Source organism: Phyllobacterium sp. 0TCS1.6A, from assembly GCF_026420825.1.
Lineage (GTDB): Bacteria > Pseudomonadota > Alphaproteobacteria > Rhizobiales > Rhizobiaceae > Phyllobacterium.
Map to the genome: position 1 here is coordinate 66,052 of NZ_JAPMAB010000011.1, position 18,774 is coordinate 84,825.

Annotated in this window: 15 protein-coding genes; 9 read left to right on the top strand and 6 right to left on the bottom strand. The window is 62.9% G+C overall.

Going from position 1 to position 18,774, the window contains the following annotated elements; translation table 11 throughout:
- Positions 1–39: 39 nt before the first annotated feature.
- The 3 genes from OSJ75_RS20320 to thrC are packed head-to-tail and all read right to left on the bottom strand — an operon-like array spanning position 40 to position 3,331.
- Positions 40–621 (bottom strand): GNAT family N-acetyltransferase, encoded by a 582-nt coding sequence (locus OSJ75_RS20320; RefSeq protein WP_250014804.1) that lies wholly within the window; start codon positions 619–621, stop codon positions 40–42.
- 6 nt (positions 622–627) lie between these two features.
- Positions 628–1,923, bottom strand: coding sequence for a M16 family metallopeptidase (locus OSJ75_RS20325; RefSeq protein WP_250014802.1), 1,296 nt, complete (start codon positions 1,921–1,923; stop codon positions 628–630).
- 10 nt (positions 1,924–1,933) lie between these two features.
- A complete protein-coding gene (thrC, locus tag OSJ75_RS20330) occupies positions 1,934–3,331 on the bottom strand; it encodes a threonine synthase (RefSeq protein WP_267229285.1) in 1,398 nt (465 codons plus the stop codon).
- A gap of 143 nt (positions 3,332–3,474) precedes the next feature.
- Here thrC and OSJ75_RS20335 point away from each other — a divergent pair, with 143 nt between their 5' ends.
- The gene (locus OSJ75_RS20335) at positions 3,475–4,074 is read left to right on the top strand and encodes a hypothetical protein (protein WP_250014797.1); all 600 of its coding nucleotides are present in this window, start codon (positions 3,475–3,477) and stop codon (positions 4,072–4,074) included.
- A gap of 36 nt (positions 4,075–4,110) precedes the next feature.
- Here the strand turns inward: OSJ75_RS20335 and OSJ75_RS20340 are convergent, their stop codons facing one another.
- Complete coding sequence (locus OSJ75_RS20340; protein ID WP_267229367.1) at positions 4,111–4,800, bottom strand: HAD family hydrolase; 690 nt, start codon at positions 4,798–4,800, stop codon at positions 4,111–4,113.
- A gap of 189 nt (positions 4,801–4,989) precedes the next feature.
- Between OSJ75_RS20340 and OSJ75_RS20345 the strand changes: the two genes are divergently transcribed.
- Positions 4,990–6,123, top strand: coding sequence for a site-specific DNA-methyltransferase (locus OSJ75_RS20345; RefSeq protein ID WP_250014796.1), 1,134 nt, complete (start codon positions 4,990–4,992; stop codon positions 6,121–6,123).
- 73 nt (positions 6,124–6,196) lie between these two features.
- Here OSJ75_RS20345 and OSJ75_RS20350 read toward each other — a convergent pair whose 3' ends face one another.
- Together OSJ75_RS20350 and mutY are read right to left on the bottom strand one after the other, a co-directional pair.
- On the bottom strand, positions 6,197–6,808 hold the full coding sequence (locus OSJ75_RS20350; RefSeq protein WP_267229368.1) for an HAD family hydrolase: 612 nt from the start codon (positions 6,806–6,808) through the stop codon (positions 6,197–6,199).
- Positions 6,808–7,896: an A/G-specific adenine glycosylase gene (gene mutY / locus OSJ75_RS20355; protein ID WP_267229286.1), complete on the bottom strand. Its 1,089-nt coding sequence runs from the start codon at positions 7,894–7,896 to the stop codon at positions 6,808–6,810. The genes OSJ75_RS20350 and mutY overlap by 1 nt, the downstream gene beginning before the upstream one ends.
- A gap of 187 nt (positions 7,897–8,083) precedes the next feature.
- Here mutY and OSJ75_RS20360 point away from each other — a divergent pair, with 187 nt between their 5' ends.
- From OSJ75_RS20360 to ppdK, 7 genes are all read left to right on the top strand, one after another.
- Entirely contained in the window at positions 8,084–8,836 is a 753-nt protein-coding gene (locus tag OSJ75_RS20360) for a glycosyltransferase family 25 protein (protein WP_267229287.1), read from the top strand.
- Positions 8,833–10,131 carry an O-antigen ligase family protein gene (locus OSJ75_RS20365; protein ID WP_250014792.1) on the top strand — a complete coding sequence of 433 codons (1,299 nt, stop codon included), beginning with the start codon at positions 8,833–8,835 and terminating at the stop codon, positions 10,129–10,131. Before OSJ75_RS20360 ends, OSJ75_RS20365 begins: the two co-directional genes overlap by 4 nt.
- The gene (locus OSJ75_RS20370; protein ID WP_267229288.1) at positions 10,128–11,102 is read left to right on the top strand and encodes an NAD-dependent epimerase/dehydratase family protein; all 975 of its coding nucleotides are present in this window, start codon (positions 10,128–10,130) and stop codon (positions 11,100–11,102) included. Before OSJ75_RS20365 ends, OSJ75_RS20370 begins: the two co-directional genes overlap by 4 nt.
- A gap of 24 nt (positions 11,103–11,126) precedes the next feature.
- On the top strand, positions 11,127–11,633 hold the full coding sequence (locus OSJ75_RS20375; protein WP_250014790.1) for a DUF721 domain-containing protein: 507 nt from the start codon (positions 11,127–11,129) through the stop codon (positions 11,631–11,633).
- 119 nt (positions 11,634–11,752) lie between these two features.
- Positions 11,753–12,418 carry a DsbA family protein gene (locus tag OSJ75_RS20380; RefSeq protein WP_250014788.1) on the top strand — a complete coding sequence of 222 codons (666 nt, stop codon included), beginning with the start codon at positions 11,753–11,755 and terminating at the stop codon, positions 12,416–12,418.
- 76 nt (positions 12,419–12,494) lie between these two features.
- Positions 12,495–15,953 carry a chromosome segregation SMC family protein gene (locus tag OSJ75_RS20385; RefSeq protein ID WP_267229289.1) on the top strand — a complete coding sequence of 1,153 codons (3,459 nt, stop codon included), beginning with the start codon at positions 12,495–12,497 and terminating at the stop codon, positions 15,951–15,953.
- A 139-nt stretch (positions 15,954–16,092) separates the two neighbouring features.
- Positions 16,093–18,759: a pyruvate, phosphate dikinase gene (ppdK, locus tag OSJ75_RS20390; RefSeq protein WP_267229290.1), complete on the top strand. Its 2,667-nt coding sequence runs from the start codon at positions 16,093–16,095 to the stop codon at positions 18,757–18,759.
- The last annotated feature ends 15 nt before the right edge of the window (positions 18,760–18,774 follow it).

Genomic DNA, 18,774 nt, shown 5'->3' on the forward strand with positions numbered 1-18,774 from the left:
CACCTGTCCTATAGAAAATACCACTGATCGAACCTTTAACTAGCGCCGCACATCGTCTTCGATCAATGAGAAGAGCAGATGGTTTTGCCATACACCATTAATCTTTAGGTAAGAGCGTAACAGTCCTTCCCTCTGAAATCCGGCTTTTTCGAGAAGCCTTATGGATCTCTCATTTGATGGAATACAGGCCGCTTCCAGCCGGTGCAACCTTACCTTGCCAAATGCATGGGGAATAAGCAGCTTCAGCGCCTCATACATATAGCCCTGGCCGGCGAAGGGCTGGCCGATCCAATAGCCGATCATGGCGTTCTGCCCGACGCCGCGCCGTATGTTGCCGAGCGTTATCCCGCCCAGCAGGCGGGAATCCGCGTTGCGGAACAGGAAATACGGAAAGGCGGTGCCGGCCGCGGCTTCCTCGTCATAATGGCGGATCCTGTGACGGAAGGCGGCCCGTTCCAGATCGTCCGGCGCCCAGAGAGGCTCCCATGGCGCCAGAAAGTCGCGGCTCTGGGCGCGCAGGCTGGCCCAGGCCCTGTAGTCGGACAGCTGCGGCGGCCTGAGATGCAGCCGCTCCCCCTGCAGCGTCGGTGTAGCGCTTTTCAGGAAGGGGAGCGCTATCATGGCTGGCTAGACGGCGATTTTACGCAGGCTTGCCGTCGCTGGCTTCAATTGGCCGCGCAGATCCTCGAAGCCCATCAAGGGTTTGATGGGTCCGACGGCTGCGATGGTCGGCGTCGTATCGAGGAACAGGCGGCCGGCAAGATCGGTCAGGCGTTCCACCGTGATCTTCGACAGCCGCTCGACGAGTTCCTCGGTCGAGACCGGATTGCCGTAAAGCAGCATCTGCCGCGCGACCTGACCGGCCCGGCTCGCCGCGCTCTCATGCGACATCAGCAGGCTGGCGCGGTATTGCGCCCTGGCGCGGTTCAGTTCGTCCTGGTGGATATTCTGCGACGCTTCATGCAGCTGGTCGATGATGACGGGCACCAGCTTCGTCAGATGGTCGCGCCCGGTGGCGGCATGGATGCCGAAGACGCCGGTATCGGAAAAGCCCCAGTGGAAGGCATAGACGGAATAGCACAGCCCGCGCTTTTCGCGCACTTCCTGGAACAGCCGCGACGACATTCCGCCGCCGAGGACCATCGAAAGCAGCTGCGAGGCGTAGAAATCGCGCACGTGATAGGCGCGACCCTCGAAGCCGATCACCACCTGCGCGTCCATCAGGTCGCGATGCTCGCGGAAATCGCCTCCGATATAGGTCGAAACATCCGGCTCGGGCGCCGTGGCCGTGGAGCGGAAGGAGCCGAGGCGCTTTTCCACCTCACGCACGAATTCGTCGTGCCGGACGCCGCCGGCGGCCACGACCACCATGCGCTCCGCGCTATATTGTTCTTCCATGTAGCGGCGCAGATCCGCCGATGAGAAGGATGCGACGGTTTCAGGCGTGCCGAGCGTGGTCCGGCCGATCGTCTGGTCCTGGAACGCAGCCTCGGTAAAACGGTCGAACACGACATCGTCGGGCGTATCATGCGCCGCGCCGATCTCCTGCATGATGACGTTTTTCTCGCGCTCCAGTTCCTCCTCGTCGAATTTGGGGCTGGTCAGGATGTCGGTGAGAATATCGATCGCCAGCGGCATGTCATCGCGCAGCACACGTGCAAAATAGGATGTCGTCTCGACGCTCGTCGCGGCATTCATCTCGCCGCCGACATCCTCGATATCCACGGCGATCTTCCATGCGGACCGGTTTTCGGTCCCCTTGAACGCCATATGCTCGAGCAGATGGGCTATGCCATGCTGGCCCTTGGCCTCGTTCCGCGAACCCGCCTTGACCCAGATGCCAAGTGCTACGCTCTCCACATGCGGCATTGTCTCTGTCGCAATCGTCAAACCGTTGGAGAGGCGACTGATTTCAACGCCCATGCAATGCTCCTTACTTCGCGGCCCTTGAGTGCCGGCTTACGTACTCTTCCACATTTAACAGGTCGTTGGGAAGTACCGCAAAGCGTTCTTTTCGCTGCATCAGGTCGGCAAGCCAATGCGGAAGCTCGGGCGCGATGCCGCTAGCAGCTTGAACTGCATCGGGAAATTTGGCCGGATGGGCCGTTGCGAGGACCACGCTCGTGCTGCCAGCGGCAAACGTTTCGCGCGCTACCTTGACGCCGATGGCGGAATGCGGGTCGAGCAGATAACCGGACTTCTCCAGCACATCGCCGATCGTCTTTGCCGTCTCGTCCATGGTGGAGCGGCCCGCGTCGAACTCCGCCCTGATCCGCGTCAGTGCATCCGCGCCGATGGTGAAGCTCCCGGACTGTTTCAGCCCGTCCATCAGCCGCACGATCGCGCTGGCGTCGCGTCCGTGCGCCTCGAACAGCAATCGCTCGAAATTGGAGGAAACCTGGATGTCCATGGATGGCGAGGTCGTGTGCAGGACGCCGCGGGTCTCATATGAACCGGATGCAAGCGTCCGCATCAGAATGTCGTTGTCATTGGTGGCGATGACGAGCCGCTCTATCGGAAGCCCCATCTTCTTGGCGACATAGCCTGCGAAAATATCGCCGAAATTGCCCGTGGGCACCGTGAAGGAAACTGGCCGGTCCGGGCTGCCGAGCGCAAGGGCGCTGGTGAAATAATAGACGATCTGGGGCATGATCCGCGCCCAATTGATCGAATTCACCCCGGAAAGCGCGAGAGAATCGCGGAATTTCAGGTCGTTGAACATGCCTTTGACGAGCGATTGGCAATCGTCGAAATTGCCCTCTACGGCCAGCGCATGCACATTGGCCGCGCCGGAGGTCGTCATCTGCCGCTGCTGGACCGGCGAGACCCTGTTATGCGGAAACAGGATGAAAATATCCGTGCGGTCGCGATTGGCGAAAGCCTCGATGGCAGCGCCGCCCGTATCGCCGGAGGTCGCGCCGACGATCGTCGCGCGCTGGTCGCGCCGGGTCAGGATGTGATCCATGAGGCGCGCAAGCAACTGCATGGCGACATCCTTGAAGGCGAGTGTCGGCCCATGAAACAATTCGAGCACGAATTCATTATGGCCGGTCTGGACCAGAGGGCAGACGGCTTCGTGGCGGAAGGTGCCATAGGCCTCGCGGACCATGGTTTCGAACTCGCCGCCGTCGATATCGCCTTCGATGAAGGGCGTCAGGACTTCGATGGCGATCTCGGCATAGGTCTTGCCGCGCATCGCCCTCAACTGCTCGGCGGAAAAGCTCGGAAACTCCCGCGGCAGGTACAAGCCGCCATCGCGCGCGAGACCCGCCAGAAGCGCATCGGAAAAGTTCAACTCGGGCGCCGTGCCGCGGGTGCTGACATATCTCATATTACCTGCCCTAGATCCCTTGCGTAGAAGTGCGGTTATTGCAACCGGCAAAAAAGCTCGCAATGCCCCGTCGCATTCTCGGCGTACCGTTGGTATAGATCATGTCCATTCGTCAAGGTTTGTTGTTCGAGGAAATACCGTTCATGAAGTCTGAAACAGAAAAATCTCGGCCATTCTATCAACATTGCGCCCCATTCTTTGCAATGATCTTCGCTTTCGGCCTGAGTGCATGTTCCACATCGAGCGATGCCACCGATCCAAACAGCCCGAAGGCCCAGGAACTGGCGCAGGCCCAGGAGCGCATCAAAGCGTCGGACCTGCTCGGTTTTTGCCCGCCGGTGACCATCCGCGAAGGCACGGCCATCATCAGCAATTACGGCAAGGCGGAGAAAACCCCTGAAAACCTGATCTACCAGGCCTCCATCTCGAACGAGACCCGTTCCTGCAAGACCGTGGACGGCACGCTCACGATGAATGTCGCCATCGCCGGCAAGATCGTGCCGGGTCCGAAATTCGCGCCGGGCACCGTCAACATGCCGATCCGCGTCGCGGTCGTGCAGGGCAGCGATGTGCTTTATTCGAAGCTGCACACGCAGCAGATTTCGGCGACGCCGGGCGCAGCGACGCAGTTCGTGTTCAATGATGCGGAAGTCGCATTCCCCAAGCCGACGGCGCAGAATGTGCAGGTCTTCATCGGTTTCGACGAGGCTGGCGCGGCGCCCGCCAAGAAGCGCAAGAGCTAAATAAAAGAGGCCGGGCTGGCCGGCCCGGCTTCCGGCTCAGCTGGCCTCTGACCAGATCGACAGCGCCTGAATGACGGCCGGCAGGTCCTTGTGCCGGCTGATGACGGTTTCGGCGCCCGCATCGGTCAGCCGGTCCGCATGGCCGGGATAGGTATGGGAGCCGCCGGTAAAACCGATGACCCGCATGCCGGCGGCGCAGGCCGCATGAACGCCGTGGGACGAATCCTCGATCACGATGGCGTGGCGTGGATCGACCTCGAACTGCTTGGCCGCATAGAGAAAGACGTCAGGCGCCGGCTTCGGCTTCTGCGTGCCGACTTCCCTTGCCGAAAAGATGTGCGGAGCAAAGAGCTCGTAGAGCGTGCTCTGCTCGAGCATCATCTTGAGCGACGATCCGATGGAGTTGGATGCGATACATTTGCGATAGGGCAGGTTGGCCACGACCTGCTCCACGCCCTCGATGACGTTCAGCTCGTTACGCAGCTTGTGGTCCATCTGCCGCGCGGATTCCTCGATGAGCTGTGCCGAGATCGGTATGCCGGACTCCTTCTCCACCTGGAGGAGGATGTCCGTCCAGGTCAGTCCCGCGAAACGCTCGGCAATCGTCTCGGGATCGATCGGATAGCCGGACTGCGTCAGCAATTCGGACTCGACCTGGGCGGCGAGAAATTCCGAATCGACGAGCACGCCGTCGCAATCGAAAATAATGAGCTGGGGTTCCATGATATACCTGTCCGTGCGGAGTGCGTCCGCCAGCAGCGGACAATCTTGGGGGATGGCGGCTGACTACACGCTAATCGCCGGGGCGTCAAAGAAAAGCTGGCATCTTGCGGCGGGGCGCGGCCTCTTAACGCGATATTTACCGTGCCCGGTAACCATAAGCGGAGTTTAGCGTCCCGAGTAGTCGAGTATCCCATGTCAGTTGTACGCCTTGTGAATGAACTTCCCCAAGTTGCGCCGCAGGCTTCCTGGCGCGACACCATCCTGAAAGGTGATTGCGTCGCCGCCCTCAACCGCCTGCCGGACCATTCGGTCGATGTGATCTTCGCCGATCCGCCCTATAATTTGCAGCTTGAGGGTGAGTTGCTTCGTCCAGATCAATCGAAAGTTGATGCGGTCGACGATCATTGGGACCAGTTCGACAGTTTCCAGGCCTATGACGCCTTCACCCGCGCCTGGCTTCTGGCGTGCCGCCGTGTCCTGAAACCCAGCGGCACGATCTGGGTCATCGGCTCGTACCACAATATCTTCCGCGTCGGCACCGCCATGCAGGACCTTGGCTTCTGGATGCTCAACGACATCATCTGGCGCAAGAACAACCCCATGCCGAATTTCCGCGGCCGGCGCTTCCAGAATGCGCATGAGACGATGATCTGGGCATCGCGGGATCGCCAGGCAAAATCATACACGTTCAATTACGAGGCCATGAAGGCAGCCAATGACGATCTGCAGATGCGTTCGGATTGGCTTTTCCCGATCTGCACCGGGGCGGAGCGTCTCAAGGATGAGAATGGCGACAAGGTCCACCCGACACAGAAGCCCGAAGCGCTGCTGGCCCGAATACTCATGGCTTCGAGCAAGCCCGGCGACGTCATTCTCGATCCCTTCTTCGGATCGGGGACGACCGGCGCCGTCGCAAAACGTCTCGGGCGCCACTTCGTCGGCATCGAGCGGGAGCAGAAATATATTGATGCCGCGACTGCTCGCATCGCGGCTGTCGAGCCTCTGGCGGGAGCGGAACTGACGGTCATGTCGAGCAAGCGCGCCGAGCCGCGCGTCGCCTTCGGGACCATCGTCGAATCCGGCATGTTGAAGCCGGGCGCGATCCTCAGCGACGCCCGCAGGCGTCATGCGGCCATCGTGCGCGCGGACGGCACTGTCGCATCGGGTGGCGATGCCGGATCGATCCACCGCATGGGAGCCCGGGTCCAGGGCCTGGATGCCTGCAACGGATGGACCTTCTGGCATTTCGAAGATGAAGGCCAGTTGAAGCCCATCGATGAACTGCGCAAGCAGGTTCGCAGCGGCATGGCGCCAGCCGGAGCCTGAATGAGCCGGAGCCGGAGCGATCCGCTGCCTGGCCGCTAGACCGATCCTCGCCCCGAAGCGGGGATCGACTGCGTCAGACGGTTATTCCGAACCGCGCCAGGTCGGCCCGCAATGTCGCGGGGTCGATGAACTGCACCGCCTGCCAGCCGGCATTGCGTGCGCCGACGACATTCTTGGCACTGTCGTCGATGAACAGCGTCGCCGCCGGGTCGAGGTCGAAGGCCGCGACATGGCGGTCATAGATTTCCCGGTCCGGCTTGATATACCCGATATCGCCGGAGACCGTCACGCCGCGGCTTGTCGTCAGGAACGGGAAGCGCTCCCAGGCCTCGCGCAATGTATCCGAGGCGAAATTCGTCAGCATCGTCACATCATGCCCATCGGCGATGAGCTTGCGGAGAATCTCCACGCTGCCATCGATGGAATGGGTGATCATCAGGTGCCAGTTCTGGCGGAACGCCCTGATGTGCTGCTCGCGATCGGGGAAATCGGCGATCAGCAGCGCCTCCGCGTCTTCCCATTTGCGGCCGCGATCCTGCTCGATGTTCCAGGCGCTGGTGCAGACATTGTCGAAGAACCATTTGCGCTCGTCGGCATCGGGTATCAACGAACGAAAGGCGGCGTCCGGCTCATAATGGATCAAAACCTGGCCGATATCGAAGACAATATGCTTCACGGGCGTCATCATTTGTTCCTTCTCGTTGCGAAAGCGTAGGGAATTGCAGCAGCAATGGCCTTTTTCATGACCGTCGGCAACGCTTCTTCGGACAATCGGTCGATTTGTACCCACCAGCCGGGAAGTCCGGGCAATGCCGGCGCATCTTCGAGGCGAAAAACGCTCAGTCTCAGTTCGAAATGGGTGAAGACATGGGTGATCGTGCCGCATGGGAGCCAGTCCGCGGGGTAGGGAGCGCCCGCCACGCCGGCTTCGCCGTCCTGCCGTGCGGTCCATGCCGTCGTCGGCACCTCGCTCATGCCGCCGAGCAGGCCGGATTCGGCGCGCCGCTGCAGATAGACCGCGCCATCGGCGGAAATGGCGACGAAAGCCGCACCGACGCGCACCGGCTTGGCCTGCTTTTGCGCCTTCACCGGAAAGGGTTCCGGGTCGCCGCTGCGGAATGCCTCGCAATCGGGCTGCACCGGGCAGATGATGCAGGCCGGCCGCTTCGGCGTGCAGATCGTGGCGCCGAGGTCCATCATCGCCTGAGCAAAATCGCCGGGCCGCTCCAATGGGGTGATGCGCTGCGTATGCGAGCGGATCAATGGCTTGGCTGCCGCCAGCGGCGTCTCGATGGCGTGGAGCCGGGAGACGACGCGCTCCACATTGCCATCGACGACCGCGACAGGGCGCTCGAACGCGATGGATGCGATGGCGGCGGCGGTGTAGTCGCCAATTCCCGGCAAGCGCTTCAACCCTTCCGCATCGTCGGGAAAGCGCCCGCCATATTGGCTGGCGACCACATCCGCGCATTTCTTCAGGTTGCGGGCGCGCGAATAATAGCCAAGTCCGGCCCAGGCCCGCAAAATATCGTCCTGGCTCGCCGCTGCGAGATGCTCGATCGTCGGCCAGCGCTCGAGAAAGGTTCGATAATACGGCTTTACCGCTTCGACCGTCGTCTGCTGCAGCATGATTTCGGAAAGCCATACGGCGTAGGGATCGGTCCGCTTGCCTGCCCGCCGGTCCGCCGGGGCCGTCCGCCATGGCAGAATCCGATGGTGCGAATCGTACCATGCCAAGAGCTTCGCACTGAGATCGGGGCCGCAACTGTCCATGGCCGCCTGATTACCGCAGACCGTTACCGAATGCATCTTCCGAAATGCCGCAAGCAAACGCAGAGCGTTCCCGAAAGCGCCCGGACGCGAACTTTTGTCTAAGCCACCGTAATTTTGTTTGTGTTGACATTCAGGTCCAACCGCTCCACGAGCAGATACGCAAATAAACCCATGCGAGAATTTACGCTTGTCTGTACCTGTATACGTCATCAATCTCGAGCGCTCCCATAAGCGCTGGGAGACAATTCGGGGCAGTGCCGAAAAGTTTGACATCGATATCCGGCGCATAGAGGCCGTCGATGGCGGCGCCTATGTGCCCGGGGTGGCTGAACTCGATGAGCGCGCATTCTTCCGCCAGCATGGGCGCTCGGTGCTTCCGGGCGAGATCGGCTGTTATCTCAGCCATGTCGCGGCGCTCAATGCGATCGCTGCCGGCGAGGAACCCCATGCGGTGATCGTAGAGGACGATGTGGAGTTCAAGCCGGGCTTTCTGCCCTTTGTGGAACGGCTGTCGCGGCTCGGCGGCTGGGATGCGGTGAAGCTCGTCAACCATCGCACCGCGGCTTTCCGGACCTTTGCGACGATCGATGGCGTTCACGTCGGCCGCTGCCTGCACGGGCCGCTCGGCAGTGCGGCGGCCTATATGGTCACCCGCGAAGGCGCGGCGCGGCTGGCGCGTGCGCTGCTGCCCATGTCGCTGCCCTATGACGTGGCGCTGGAGCGCGGCTGGGCCGGCCGTTTCAGCCTGTTTGCCACCAGGGAGCGTGTTGTCGGGCTTTCCCCCGAGGCGCCGACGACGATCGGGAGCCGCAAGCGCTACTCCTCCACCAAGCCTGCCGCCTGGAAGCGCTCCGGCGCGCTGTTGTTCCGGACAGGTGACTATATCCGCCGAGTCCTTTATGGATTGCAGACGGTTCGATTGAAGGAACTGAAAGAGTGAGGCTTGTCCAACGCATTTTCCTGATGCGGCGCCGTTTTGACAAATGGCTGCTCGGACTAGGCGCTGTCGCCATGCCGATCCGCATCGTCATAGGTCCGGTCTCGCTGCTGATCTTCTCCTGCGTCGGCCTCTACCTCGCGATTGCGCGCCACCGTACCGCGCGGCTGTTCGCCGGGAAATTCTACCTCTTCGCCCTGCTTTATGCCGTATGGTCGCTCGGGCTCATCTTCTATCGCGGCGAGCCGATCATCGGGAACAGGCAGATCGGCTATACGCTGCTCTTTTCGCTCTTCGCCTTTGCCGGGCCGGGCATGATCCTCATTCACGATCCGCTGCGGGCCTTCGTTCTAGGCTCCCGCCTCGGCACGGTGCTGGCCTTCCTCATCGCCGCCTGCTCCTTCCTCATGGAAGGCGGGCGCATCGGCGTGGGCGGCAATGCGGCGGTCTTCGCCTTCGTTGCGGCCCTCGCGGCAATCGGCGCCACCATACCGTTGCGCGACCAGCCCAATCGTTTTCCGCCGAAGCGGCCGGGCCTCTGGTCCGCGTTCACGGCGGCAATCGCGCGCTTCCTGCCCGACGGGCCGCAATATCTCATCTTCGGCGCGGTATCGGTCGCCATATCGGAAACGCGGGCGGTTCTCGTGGTGATGCCGATCTTCATCTTCGTGGAGATCCTCGTTTTCGCCGCGAAGCACAGCCCGGTTCGGCGTTCCGCCATTTATATCGGCTCGTCAGTGGCCCTGGCTGCCGTCGTCATGGTGGGGCCGATCGGGCACAAGATCCATGAGCGCTTCTTCGGCATGGTCGAATATTACGACACCGGCGACAGTTCGAAATGGAAGGACAAGGCCTCGGCGGATATCCGCATGACGCTTTGGTCGGGGGCGGTCCGGGTCATCAAGGAAAATCCCGTCACCGGCGTCGGTTCCTACGGCAAGATGGATGCGGTTCGCGCCAAGGCGGGCGACAAGGCGCCGATGCTGAGCGGGTACCTGCATGTGCACAATGCCATTCTGGACGAGCTCCTCAACAATGGCGCCATCGGGCTGATCCTGCTTATCGGCACCTGGGCGTTCGGCCTGTGGCACATCCTGCGCAATGCGTCCAGTGCGGGCCTCGTGCGCGCCACATGCTATTTCGTCGTGGTGGGAATCAGCTACGGTGTCCTGCACAATCCGCTCTTGCACGAGACGACCATCGCGGCTCTGTTCTTCTTTTTCGGGGCGCTGAACGCCGCGACGTCGCGCAGGATAATGCAGGAAAGGCGAAAACTGGCAGTGCCGGGTACAGCATGAAGGCAATCGTTACAGGGGCCGCCGGCTTCATAGGTTTTCACGTCGCGCGGCGATTGGCGCAACAGGGTTTCGAAATTGTCGGCCTCGACAACATGAACCCCTATTATCCCGTCGCTCTCAAGGAAACGCGGCTTGCCGCCCTCGAGGGGGCGAGCAATGTCGAGTTCGCGCTCGTCGATGTGGCGGATGGTGAAGCCCTCGCATCGGCGCTTCGCTCCCACCAGGATGCCGATGTCATCGTCCATCTCGCTGCCCAGGCCGGCGTGCGCTATTCCGTCGAAAACCCCGCCGCCTATGTCGATGCCAATATCCACGGGCAGGTCGCCGCATTCGAGCAGGCGCGGCGGATGTCCAGGCGCCCGCCGGTCGTCTATGCCAGCTCCTCGTCGGTCTATGGCGCCAATACCAAGGTGCCGTTTTCGGAGACGGATCGGGTCGATCATCCCGTTTCGATCTATGCGGCGACGAAACGCTCTGCCGAACTGCTGGCCTATTCCTACCGCCATGTCCATGGCATCGCGTCGACCGGGCTGCGATTCTTCACCGTCTACGGGCCCTATGGCCGGCCCGACATGGCGCCCTGGCTCTTTACCGACGCAATCTTGAAGGGTGAACCGATCAAGGTCTACAACCACGGAAAGATGGAGCGCGATTTCACCTTCATCGACGATATCGTCGCCGGCGTCGTGGGCGCGGTGCGCCGCATACTGGATCGGCCGGACGAAACCGCGCCGGTCTACAATCTCGGCAACAACAAGCCGGTGCAGCTGATGCGCTTCATCGAGATCATCGAGAAGGCCTGCGGGCGCGAGGCGATCAAGCAGTTTGCGCCCATGCCGGCGGCGGACGTGCCGCGGACCTATGCCGATATCGGCCTTGCTGCGCGCGATCTCGGCTTTTCGCCGGCCACTTCGCTGGAAGACGGGCTTCCATTGTTCGTCGAATGGTTTCGCGGCTATAATGGGCGCTGAGCCCGAGAACCGTCAGGAAATGCCATGAGCAATGAACGTGACAAGAGAGGCTTCCGCCCGCTCGCGGATCCGGCATCCGGCGTTCTCGATCCGGTGCTGCGCAAGCGTGCGGGCGTAGCCATCGAACTGGTGCAATCCTGGGAGGAGATCGTCGGGCCGGCTCTCGGCGAGCAGTCGCGGCCCCTCAAGCTGATCTGGCCCCGCCGCGCCCATGAGGATGATCCGTTTCAACCGGCGACGCTGCTCATTGCCTGCCAGGGCTTCACCGCCATGCGCCTCCAGCATGAGACCGGCGAACTGATCAGCCGCGTCAACGCTTTCCTTGGCTTTTCGGCGGTCGGCCGCATCAAGATCGAGCAGAAGCCCGTCAGCCAGCCGGTCAAGCGGCGGCCCGCCTTGCCGCCGGTGGATGCGGCGACTGCAAGCAGGATCAATCGTTCGGTCGGCGGTATCGAGGACGACGGGCTGAGAGAGGCGCTGCAGCGGCTCGGGCAGACCATCCACGCGGCCAGACAGCTCGGCAAATCCTGAGCTCGGGGCCCCGAAATCACGAAAAATTCAAAGACAGACGGGCAAGCGTGCCTTAAAGAGACTGGCATTGCATACTAATTGCGAAAAACTGACATCAACGCCGGAGACAGGTGACCCTGATGAATGAACCGCTGACACGTAGACAAATCCTGGCGCTCGCCGCCGTTTCCACGGCCGCCATGACACTGGCCGCAAACGGGTCTGCCTGGTCGCAGGAAGCTGCGCCAGCCTCGAGCGGCAAGGTCGATGCGGCGAAGCTTCTGGAACAGGGCAGCCTGAAGGACATGGTCATGGGCAAGGCGGATGCGCCTGTGACCATCGTCGAATATGCGTCGATGACCTGCCCGCACTGCGCCCATTTCTCGGTGACGACACTGCCTACGATCAAGGCGAAATATATCGATACGGGCAAGGCGAAGCTGATCCTGCGCGAATTCCCCTTCGATCCGCGCGCCGCGGCAGCCTTCATGCTGGCCAGGTGCGCGCCGGAAGAGCGTTATTATCCGCTGGTCGAAGTGCTGTTCAAACAGCAGGAACAATGGGCCGCGGCGGCCAATGCAGAGGAACCGCTGCTGCAAATCTCCAAATTGGCCGGTTTTACACAAGAGTCATTCAAGGCTTGCTTGACGAACCAGAAACTTCTGGATGATGTGAATGCAGTGCGCGAGCGCGGCGCAAATGATTTCGGTGTGGATTCGACCCCGACCTTCTTCATCAACGGCGCCAAATATTCGGGAGCCCTGACGGTTGACCAGATGTCAGCGATTATCGACCCGCTTCTCTAGGTCCCGCCTTCCTTCAACTGGCGGGCGCCGCGGCGCGCCCGTCATTTCTTCCCCGATGGTCGGGTAGGGGCGGCCGATGCGCTTTACCAAGCTCCGGCTTCTCGGCTTCAAATCCTTCGTCGAACCGGCGGAATTCGTCATCGAGGGCGGCCTGACCGGCGTCGTCGGTCCCAATGGCTGCGGCAAGTCCAATCTCGTCGAAGCACTGCGCTGGGTCATGGGCGAGAGCTCGTACAAGAACATGCGCGCTTCCGGCATGGACGACGTCATCTTCTCCGGCTCGGGCGCACGTCCCGCCCGCAACACCGCCGAAGTCACGCTTTTCCTCGACAATCAGGATCGCAGCGCCCCGCCGGCCTTCAACAATGCCGACGAGCTGCAGGTTTCGCGCCGCATCGAGCGCGAGGCCGGTTCGGTCTACCGTATCAATGGCAAGGATGCGCGCGCCAAGGACGTGCAATTGCTGTTCGCCGACCAGTCGACCGGCGCCCGCTCGCCGTCGATGGTCGGGCAGGGGCGCATCGGCGAGCTGATCCAGGCCAAGCCGCAGGCGCGGCGTGCGCTGCTGGAAGAGGCGGCCGGCATTTCCGGGCTGCACACGCGCCGCCACGAGGCGGAGCTGCGGCTGCGGGCGGCGGAACAGAATCTCGAACGGCTGGAAGACGTGGTCGGACAGCTGGAAGCGCAGATCGAGAGCCTGCGGCGCCAGTCGCGGCAGGCAAGCAGGTTCAAGAGCCTGTCGGCGGATATCCGCCGTTCCGAGGCGATCCTGCTGCATCTCAAATGGTCGCTGGCCAAGGCGCAGGAAGCCGAGGCGCAATCCACCCTCGCCGTAGCGACCTCCGGCGTCGCCGAGCAGGCGCAACGCCAGATGAACGCCGCCAGGGAACAGGGGATCGGCGCGCATCAGCTTCCCGACCTTCGCGAGGCCGAGGCTCGCGCCGCCGCCGCCCTGCAGCGGCTGACGATTGCGCGAAGCCAATTGCAGGAAGAGGCCGAGCGCGTGCGTGCGCGGCAGTCGGAAATCGCCAAGCGCCTGCTGCAATTTGGCGAGGATATCGCCCGGGAAGAGCAGATGGTCCGCGAGAATGCGGATGTCCTGGTCCGCCTCGACGAGGAGGAGCGCAGGCTCAACGACGACAATGCCAATGCCGGCGAGCGCGAGATCGAGACGCGCGCGGCCTTCGAACAGGCGCAGGCGAAGCTCGGCGAAAGCGAGTCCGCGCTTGGCAAGGTGACGGCGGAACGCGCCGAGGCCGCTGCCGAGCGGGCGCAGATCGAGCGGCTGCTGCGCGAAAGCACCGAGCGCCGCGACCGCTTCGTTCGCCAGATCGGCGATGTCGAGCGCGACCTCGCCAGCGTGACGGCGCAGATTGCGGCGCTGGACGATCCCGCCGAGAAACAGCGGCTTGTCGATGAAGCCGAGGCCGTTCTCGTTCAGGCGGAAGAGGCGGCCATGGGCGCGGAAGCGGCGGTCGAGGCAGCGCGTCGCCGCGAGACGGAATTGCGCCAGCCCCTGCAGGAAGCACGCGGCAGGCTGAGCAGCCTCGAAGCGGAGGCGAATACGCTGTCGCGGATGATCAATGCCGGCGGCGCCGACCTCTTTCCCGCCGTTCTGGAGACGGTCAGGGTCGAAAAGGGCTTCGAGACTGCCCTCGGCGCAGCGCTTGGCGAGGATCTCGATGCACCGCTCGACAAGGCGGCGCCGGTCTATTGGGGCGAGCCAGGCGACAGGGGCGGCGACGCGCCGCTGCCTTCAGCGGTCCCTTCGCTCGCCGATTTCGTCAAGGCGCCGACGCAGCTGGCGCGCCGCCTGGCGCAGATCGGCGTCGTGGACGAGGCTGACGGCCCGCGCCTCCAGGCACAGTTGAAGGCGGGCCAGCGCCTCGTCAGCCGGTCGGGCGCGCTATGGCGCTGGGATGGCTATACGGCCAGCGCCGATGCTCCGACACCGGCGGCGCAACGCCTTGCCCAGAAGAACCGCCTGGCGGAACTGGACGAGGAGATCGTCGAGGCGACGAAGCGGCTGCGCTCGGCGGAGACAGCGCTTGCCGAGGCGGAGGCGCAGGTACGCCAGCAGGTCGAGGCCGAGCGCACCGCGCGCGACCAATGGCGTGCGATGCAGCGCGCGCTGGGCGATGCCCGTGAGGCGCTTGCCGCTGCCGAGCGTGCATCCGGCCAGTTGGCCAGCCGCCGTGCGGCGCTCGATGAGGGGCGCTCGAGGCTCGCCGAATCGCTGGAGGAGGCGCAGGAGCAGTTCATCGAGATCGAGATGCGGCTCGAAACCGCCGCCGATCTGGAGGACATCAATGCGCGGCTGGCCGATCTGACGGCCGCTGTCATGCGCGACCGTGCGGCGCTGGCCGAGGCGCGGGCGATCCATGACGGCTTGCGGCGCGAGGCGGAAACGCGCCAGCGCCGGCTTGAGGCCATCGGCGATGAGCGCAAGAGCTGGATCACACGCGCCCAGAACGCCGACAATCATATCCGCTCGCTCGAAGAGCGCCGCATCGAGGCGGACCGGGAGGCCCAGAGCCTCGCCGATGCGCCGGACGACATCGAGCAGCGCAACCGCACGCTGCTTTCGCAATTGTCCGAAGCCGAGGGCCTGCGCAAGGAGGCCGGCGACCGGCTCGCACTGGCGGAGAGCCGGCAGCAGGAACTCGACCGCAGCGCCACCGACGCCATTCAGGCGCTGGCGACCGCGCGCGAGGCGAGGGCCCGCGCGGAGGAGCGGCTGGCCGCCACGCAGGAGCGCCGCCAGGATGCCGAGACGCGCATCGTCGAGGCGCTGAACTGCCCGCCGCACGAGGCGGTCAAGCTGACCGGCCTGACGCCGGAATCGCCACTGCCGGACGTGGATGGGATCGAGCGCAATCTGGAGCGCCTGAAGATCGAGCGCGAGCGGCTCGGCGCCGTCAATCTGCGCGCCGAGGAGGAGCAGCAGGAGCTTTCCGAGCGGCTGGAAGCGCTGATCGGCGAGCGCGAAGACATTATCGAGGCCGTCAAGAAATTGCGCCAGGCCATACAAAGCCTGAACCGCGAGGGGCGTGAGCGGCTGCTGGCGGCGTTCGAAGTGGTGAACGTCCAGTTCAAGCGGCTTTTCACCCATCTTTTCGGTGGCGGAACGGCGGAATTGCAGCTGATCGAATCCGACGACCCACTGGAAGCGGGACTTGAGATACTTGCCCGCCCGCCCGGCAAGAAGCCGCAGACGATGACGCTGCTTTCGGGCGGCGAGCAGGCGCTTACCGCCATGGCGCTGATCTTCGCGGTGTTCCTCACCAATCCCGCGCCGATCTGCGTGCTCGACGAGGTGGATGCCCCGCTCGATGACCACAATGTCGAGCGCTTCTGCAATCTCATGGACGAGATGGCCGCTTCGACCGATACGAGGTTCGTGGTGATCACCCACAATCCGATCACCATGGCGCGCATGAACCGGCTCTTCGGCGTGACCATGGCCGAGCAGGGTGTTAGCCAGCTCGTTTCCGTCGATCTTCAGACCGCCGAGCAGTTGCGCGAAGCCAGCTAGTTTTGACGAAGAATTTCAAGGGTTAACGTGGTTTTACCCTCTTAATCGATTTGAATGCTGCATCGCAACAATTCGCACTGGCGCTTGCCCGGTCGATCGCGTAGACCTCAATCATGCTCGTCGGCATGGGAGGCTGCGAATGGAAAAGTGGGTATATACTTTCGGCGATGGCAAGGCGGAAGGATCCGCCGGCGATCGTGATCTTCTGGGAGGCAAGGGCGCAAACCTCGCCGAGATGTGCGCGCTGGGCCTGCCGGTTCCGCCCGGTTTCACCATCACCTCGCAAGTTTGCAGCTGGTATTATGAGAACGGCCGCAGCTACCCCGCATCGCTGGAAAAGGACGTCGAGGCCGCGCTCGGGCACATTGCCGCGGTGACAGGCCGCAAGCTCGGCGACAATGCCAGGCCATTGCTGGTTTCCGTGCGCTCCGGCTCGCGCGCTTCGATGCCCGGCATGATGGATACAGTGCTCAATCTCGGCCTCAACGACGAGACGGTCGAGGCGATCGCACGCGAATCCGGCGATGCCCGCTTTGCCTATGACAGTTATCGGCGCTTCATCCAGATGTATTCCGACGTGGTGATGGGGCTGGATCACTCGGTTTTCGAAGAGATTTTGGAGGATACCAAGGCAAATCTCGGCCATGATGTCGATACGGCCCTGACGGCGGACGACTGGAAAGGCGTGATCGCCCTTTACAAGGAAAAGATCGAGGAAGAACTCGAAGCGCCATTCCCGCAGGATCCGCAGCAGCAATTATGGGGCGCGATCGGCGCTGTATTCTCAAGCTGGATGAACGCGCGCGCGGTGACCTATCGCCGCCTGCACAACATACCGGAGAGCTGGGGCACGGCGGTCAATGTCCAGGCTATGGTCTTCGGCAACATGGGCGACCGGTCCGCCACGGGCGTGGCCTTCACCCGCAACCCGTCGACCGGCGAAAAGAAGCTCTATGGCGAATTTCTCGTCAATGCCCAGGGCGAGGACGTCGTCGCCGGCATCCGCACCCCGCAGAACATCACCGAAGAGGCGCGCCTTGCCGCCGGTTCCGACCGGCCCTCGCTGGAAAAGATCATGCCCGAGGCCTTCGCCGAATTCTGTGCCGTTTCGGACAGGCTCGAGAAGCACTACCGGGACATGCAGGATCTCGAATTCACCATCGAGAACGGCAAGTTGTGGATGCTGCAGACCCGTTCCGGCAAGCGCACAGCCAAGGCCGCACTCAAGATCGCCGTGGAAATGGCCGAAGAGGGGCTGATTTCGCGCGAAGAGGCGGTGCTGCGCATCGAGCCGGGATCGCTCGATCAATTGCTGCATCCGACCATCGACCCGCGCGCGCAGCGCGAGGTGATCGGCACCGGCCTGCCGGCTTCGCCCGGCGCGGCGACCGGCGAAATCGTCTTCTCCTCCGAGGATGCCGAGCAGCTCAAATCCGAGGGCCGCAAGGCCATTCTCGTGCGCATCGAGACGAGCCCCGAGGATATTCACGGCATGCACGCCGCCGAAGCCATCCTGACGACGCGCGGCGGCATGACCAGCCATGCGGCGGTGGTCGCAAGGGGCATGGGCAAGCCCTGCGTATCGGGTGCCGGCTCGCTGCGGGTCGATTACCGCAACGAGACCTTGCTCGCCATGGGCGTCACCCTGAAGAAGGGCGATATCATCACCATAGATGGCGGCATCGGCCAGGTGCTCAAGGGCGCGGTTCCGATGCTGCAGCCGGAGCTTTCCGGCGATTTCGGCAAGATCATGGAATGGGCGGACGGCGCGCGCCGCATGAAGGTCAGGGCAAACGCCGAAACACCCAATGATGCCCGCACCGCCCGCTCCTTCGGCGCGGAGGGCATTGGCCTTTGCCGCACGGAACACATGTTCTTCGATGGCGAGCGGATCATCGCCATGCGCGAAATGATCCTCGCCGAGAACGAAAAAGGCCGCAGGGCCGCGCTCGACAAGCTGCTGCCGATGCAGCGTGCGGATTTCGTCGAGCTTTTCGAGATCATGAACGGCCTGCCGGTAACGATCCGCCTGCTCGATCCGCCGCTGCATGAATTCCTGCCGAAGACCGACGAGGAAATAGCGGAAGTGGCGGCGGTGATGAATGTCGGCGTCGAAAAGCTGCGCGAGCGCACCGACGCCCTGCATGAATTCAACCCGATGCTGGGCCATCGCGGCTGCCGCCTCGCCATCTCCTATCCGGAAATCGCCGAGATGCAGGCGCGCGCCATTTTCGAAGCCGCGGTCGAAGCCGCCAAGTCCACGGGCGCTCCGGTCGTGCCGGAAATCATGGTGCCGCTGGTCGGGCTTCGGGCCGAACTCGATTTCGTCAAGGCCAGGATCGACGCCGTGGCGGCGGAGGTGATGCGGGAAGCCGGTCTCACCATCGACTATCTTGTCGGCACGATGATCGAATTGCCGCGTGCGGCGGTGAGGGCGAATTCGATTGCCGAAGCCGCCGAGTTCTTCTCGTTCGGCACCAATGACCTCACCCAGACCACGTTCGGCATCTCCCGCGACGACGCCTCTTCCTTCCTGACGACCTATCAGGCAAAGGGCATCATCGCCCAGGACCCCTTCGTCTCCATCGATGTCGATGGCGTCGGCGAACTCGTGCGGCTGGCGGCGGAAAAGGGCAGGGCGACGCGACCCGACATCAAGCTCGGCATCTGCGGCGAGCATGGCGGCGACCCCGCTTCGATCCACTTCTGCGAGGAGGTGGGGCTGGATTACGTCTCCTGTTCGCCGTTCCGCGTGCCGATCGCCAGGCTGGCGGCAGCGCAGGCATCGGCAAAACCCGCCAGCTAGTGGGCTTGCCTTAAA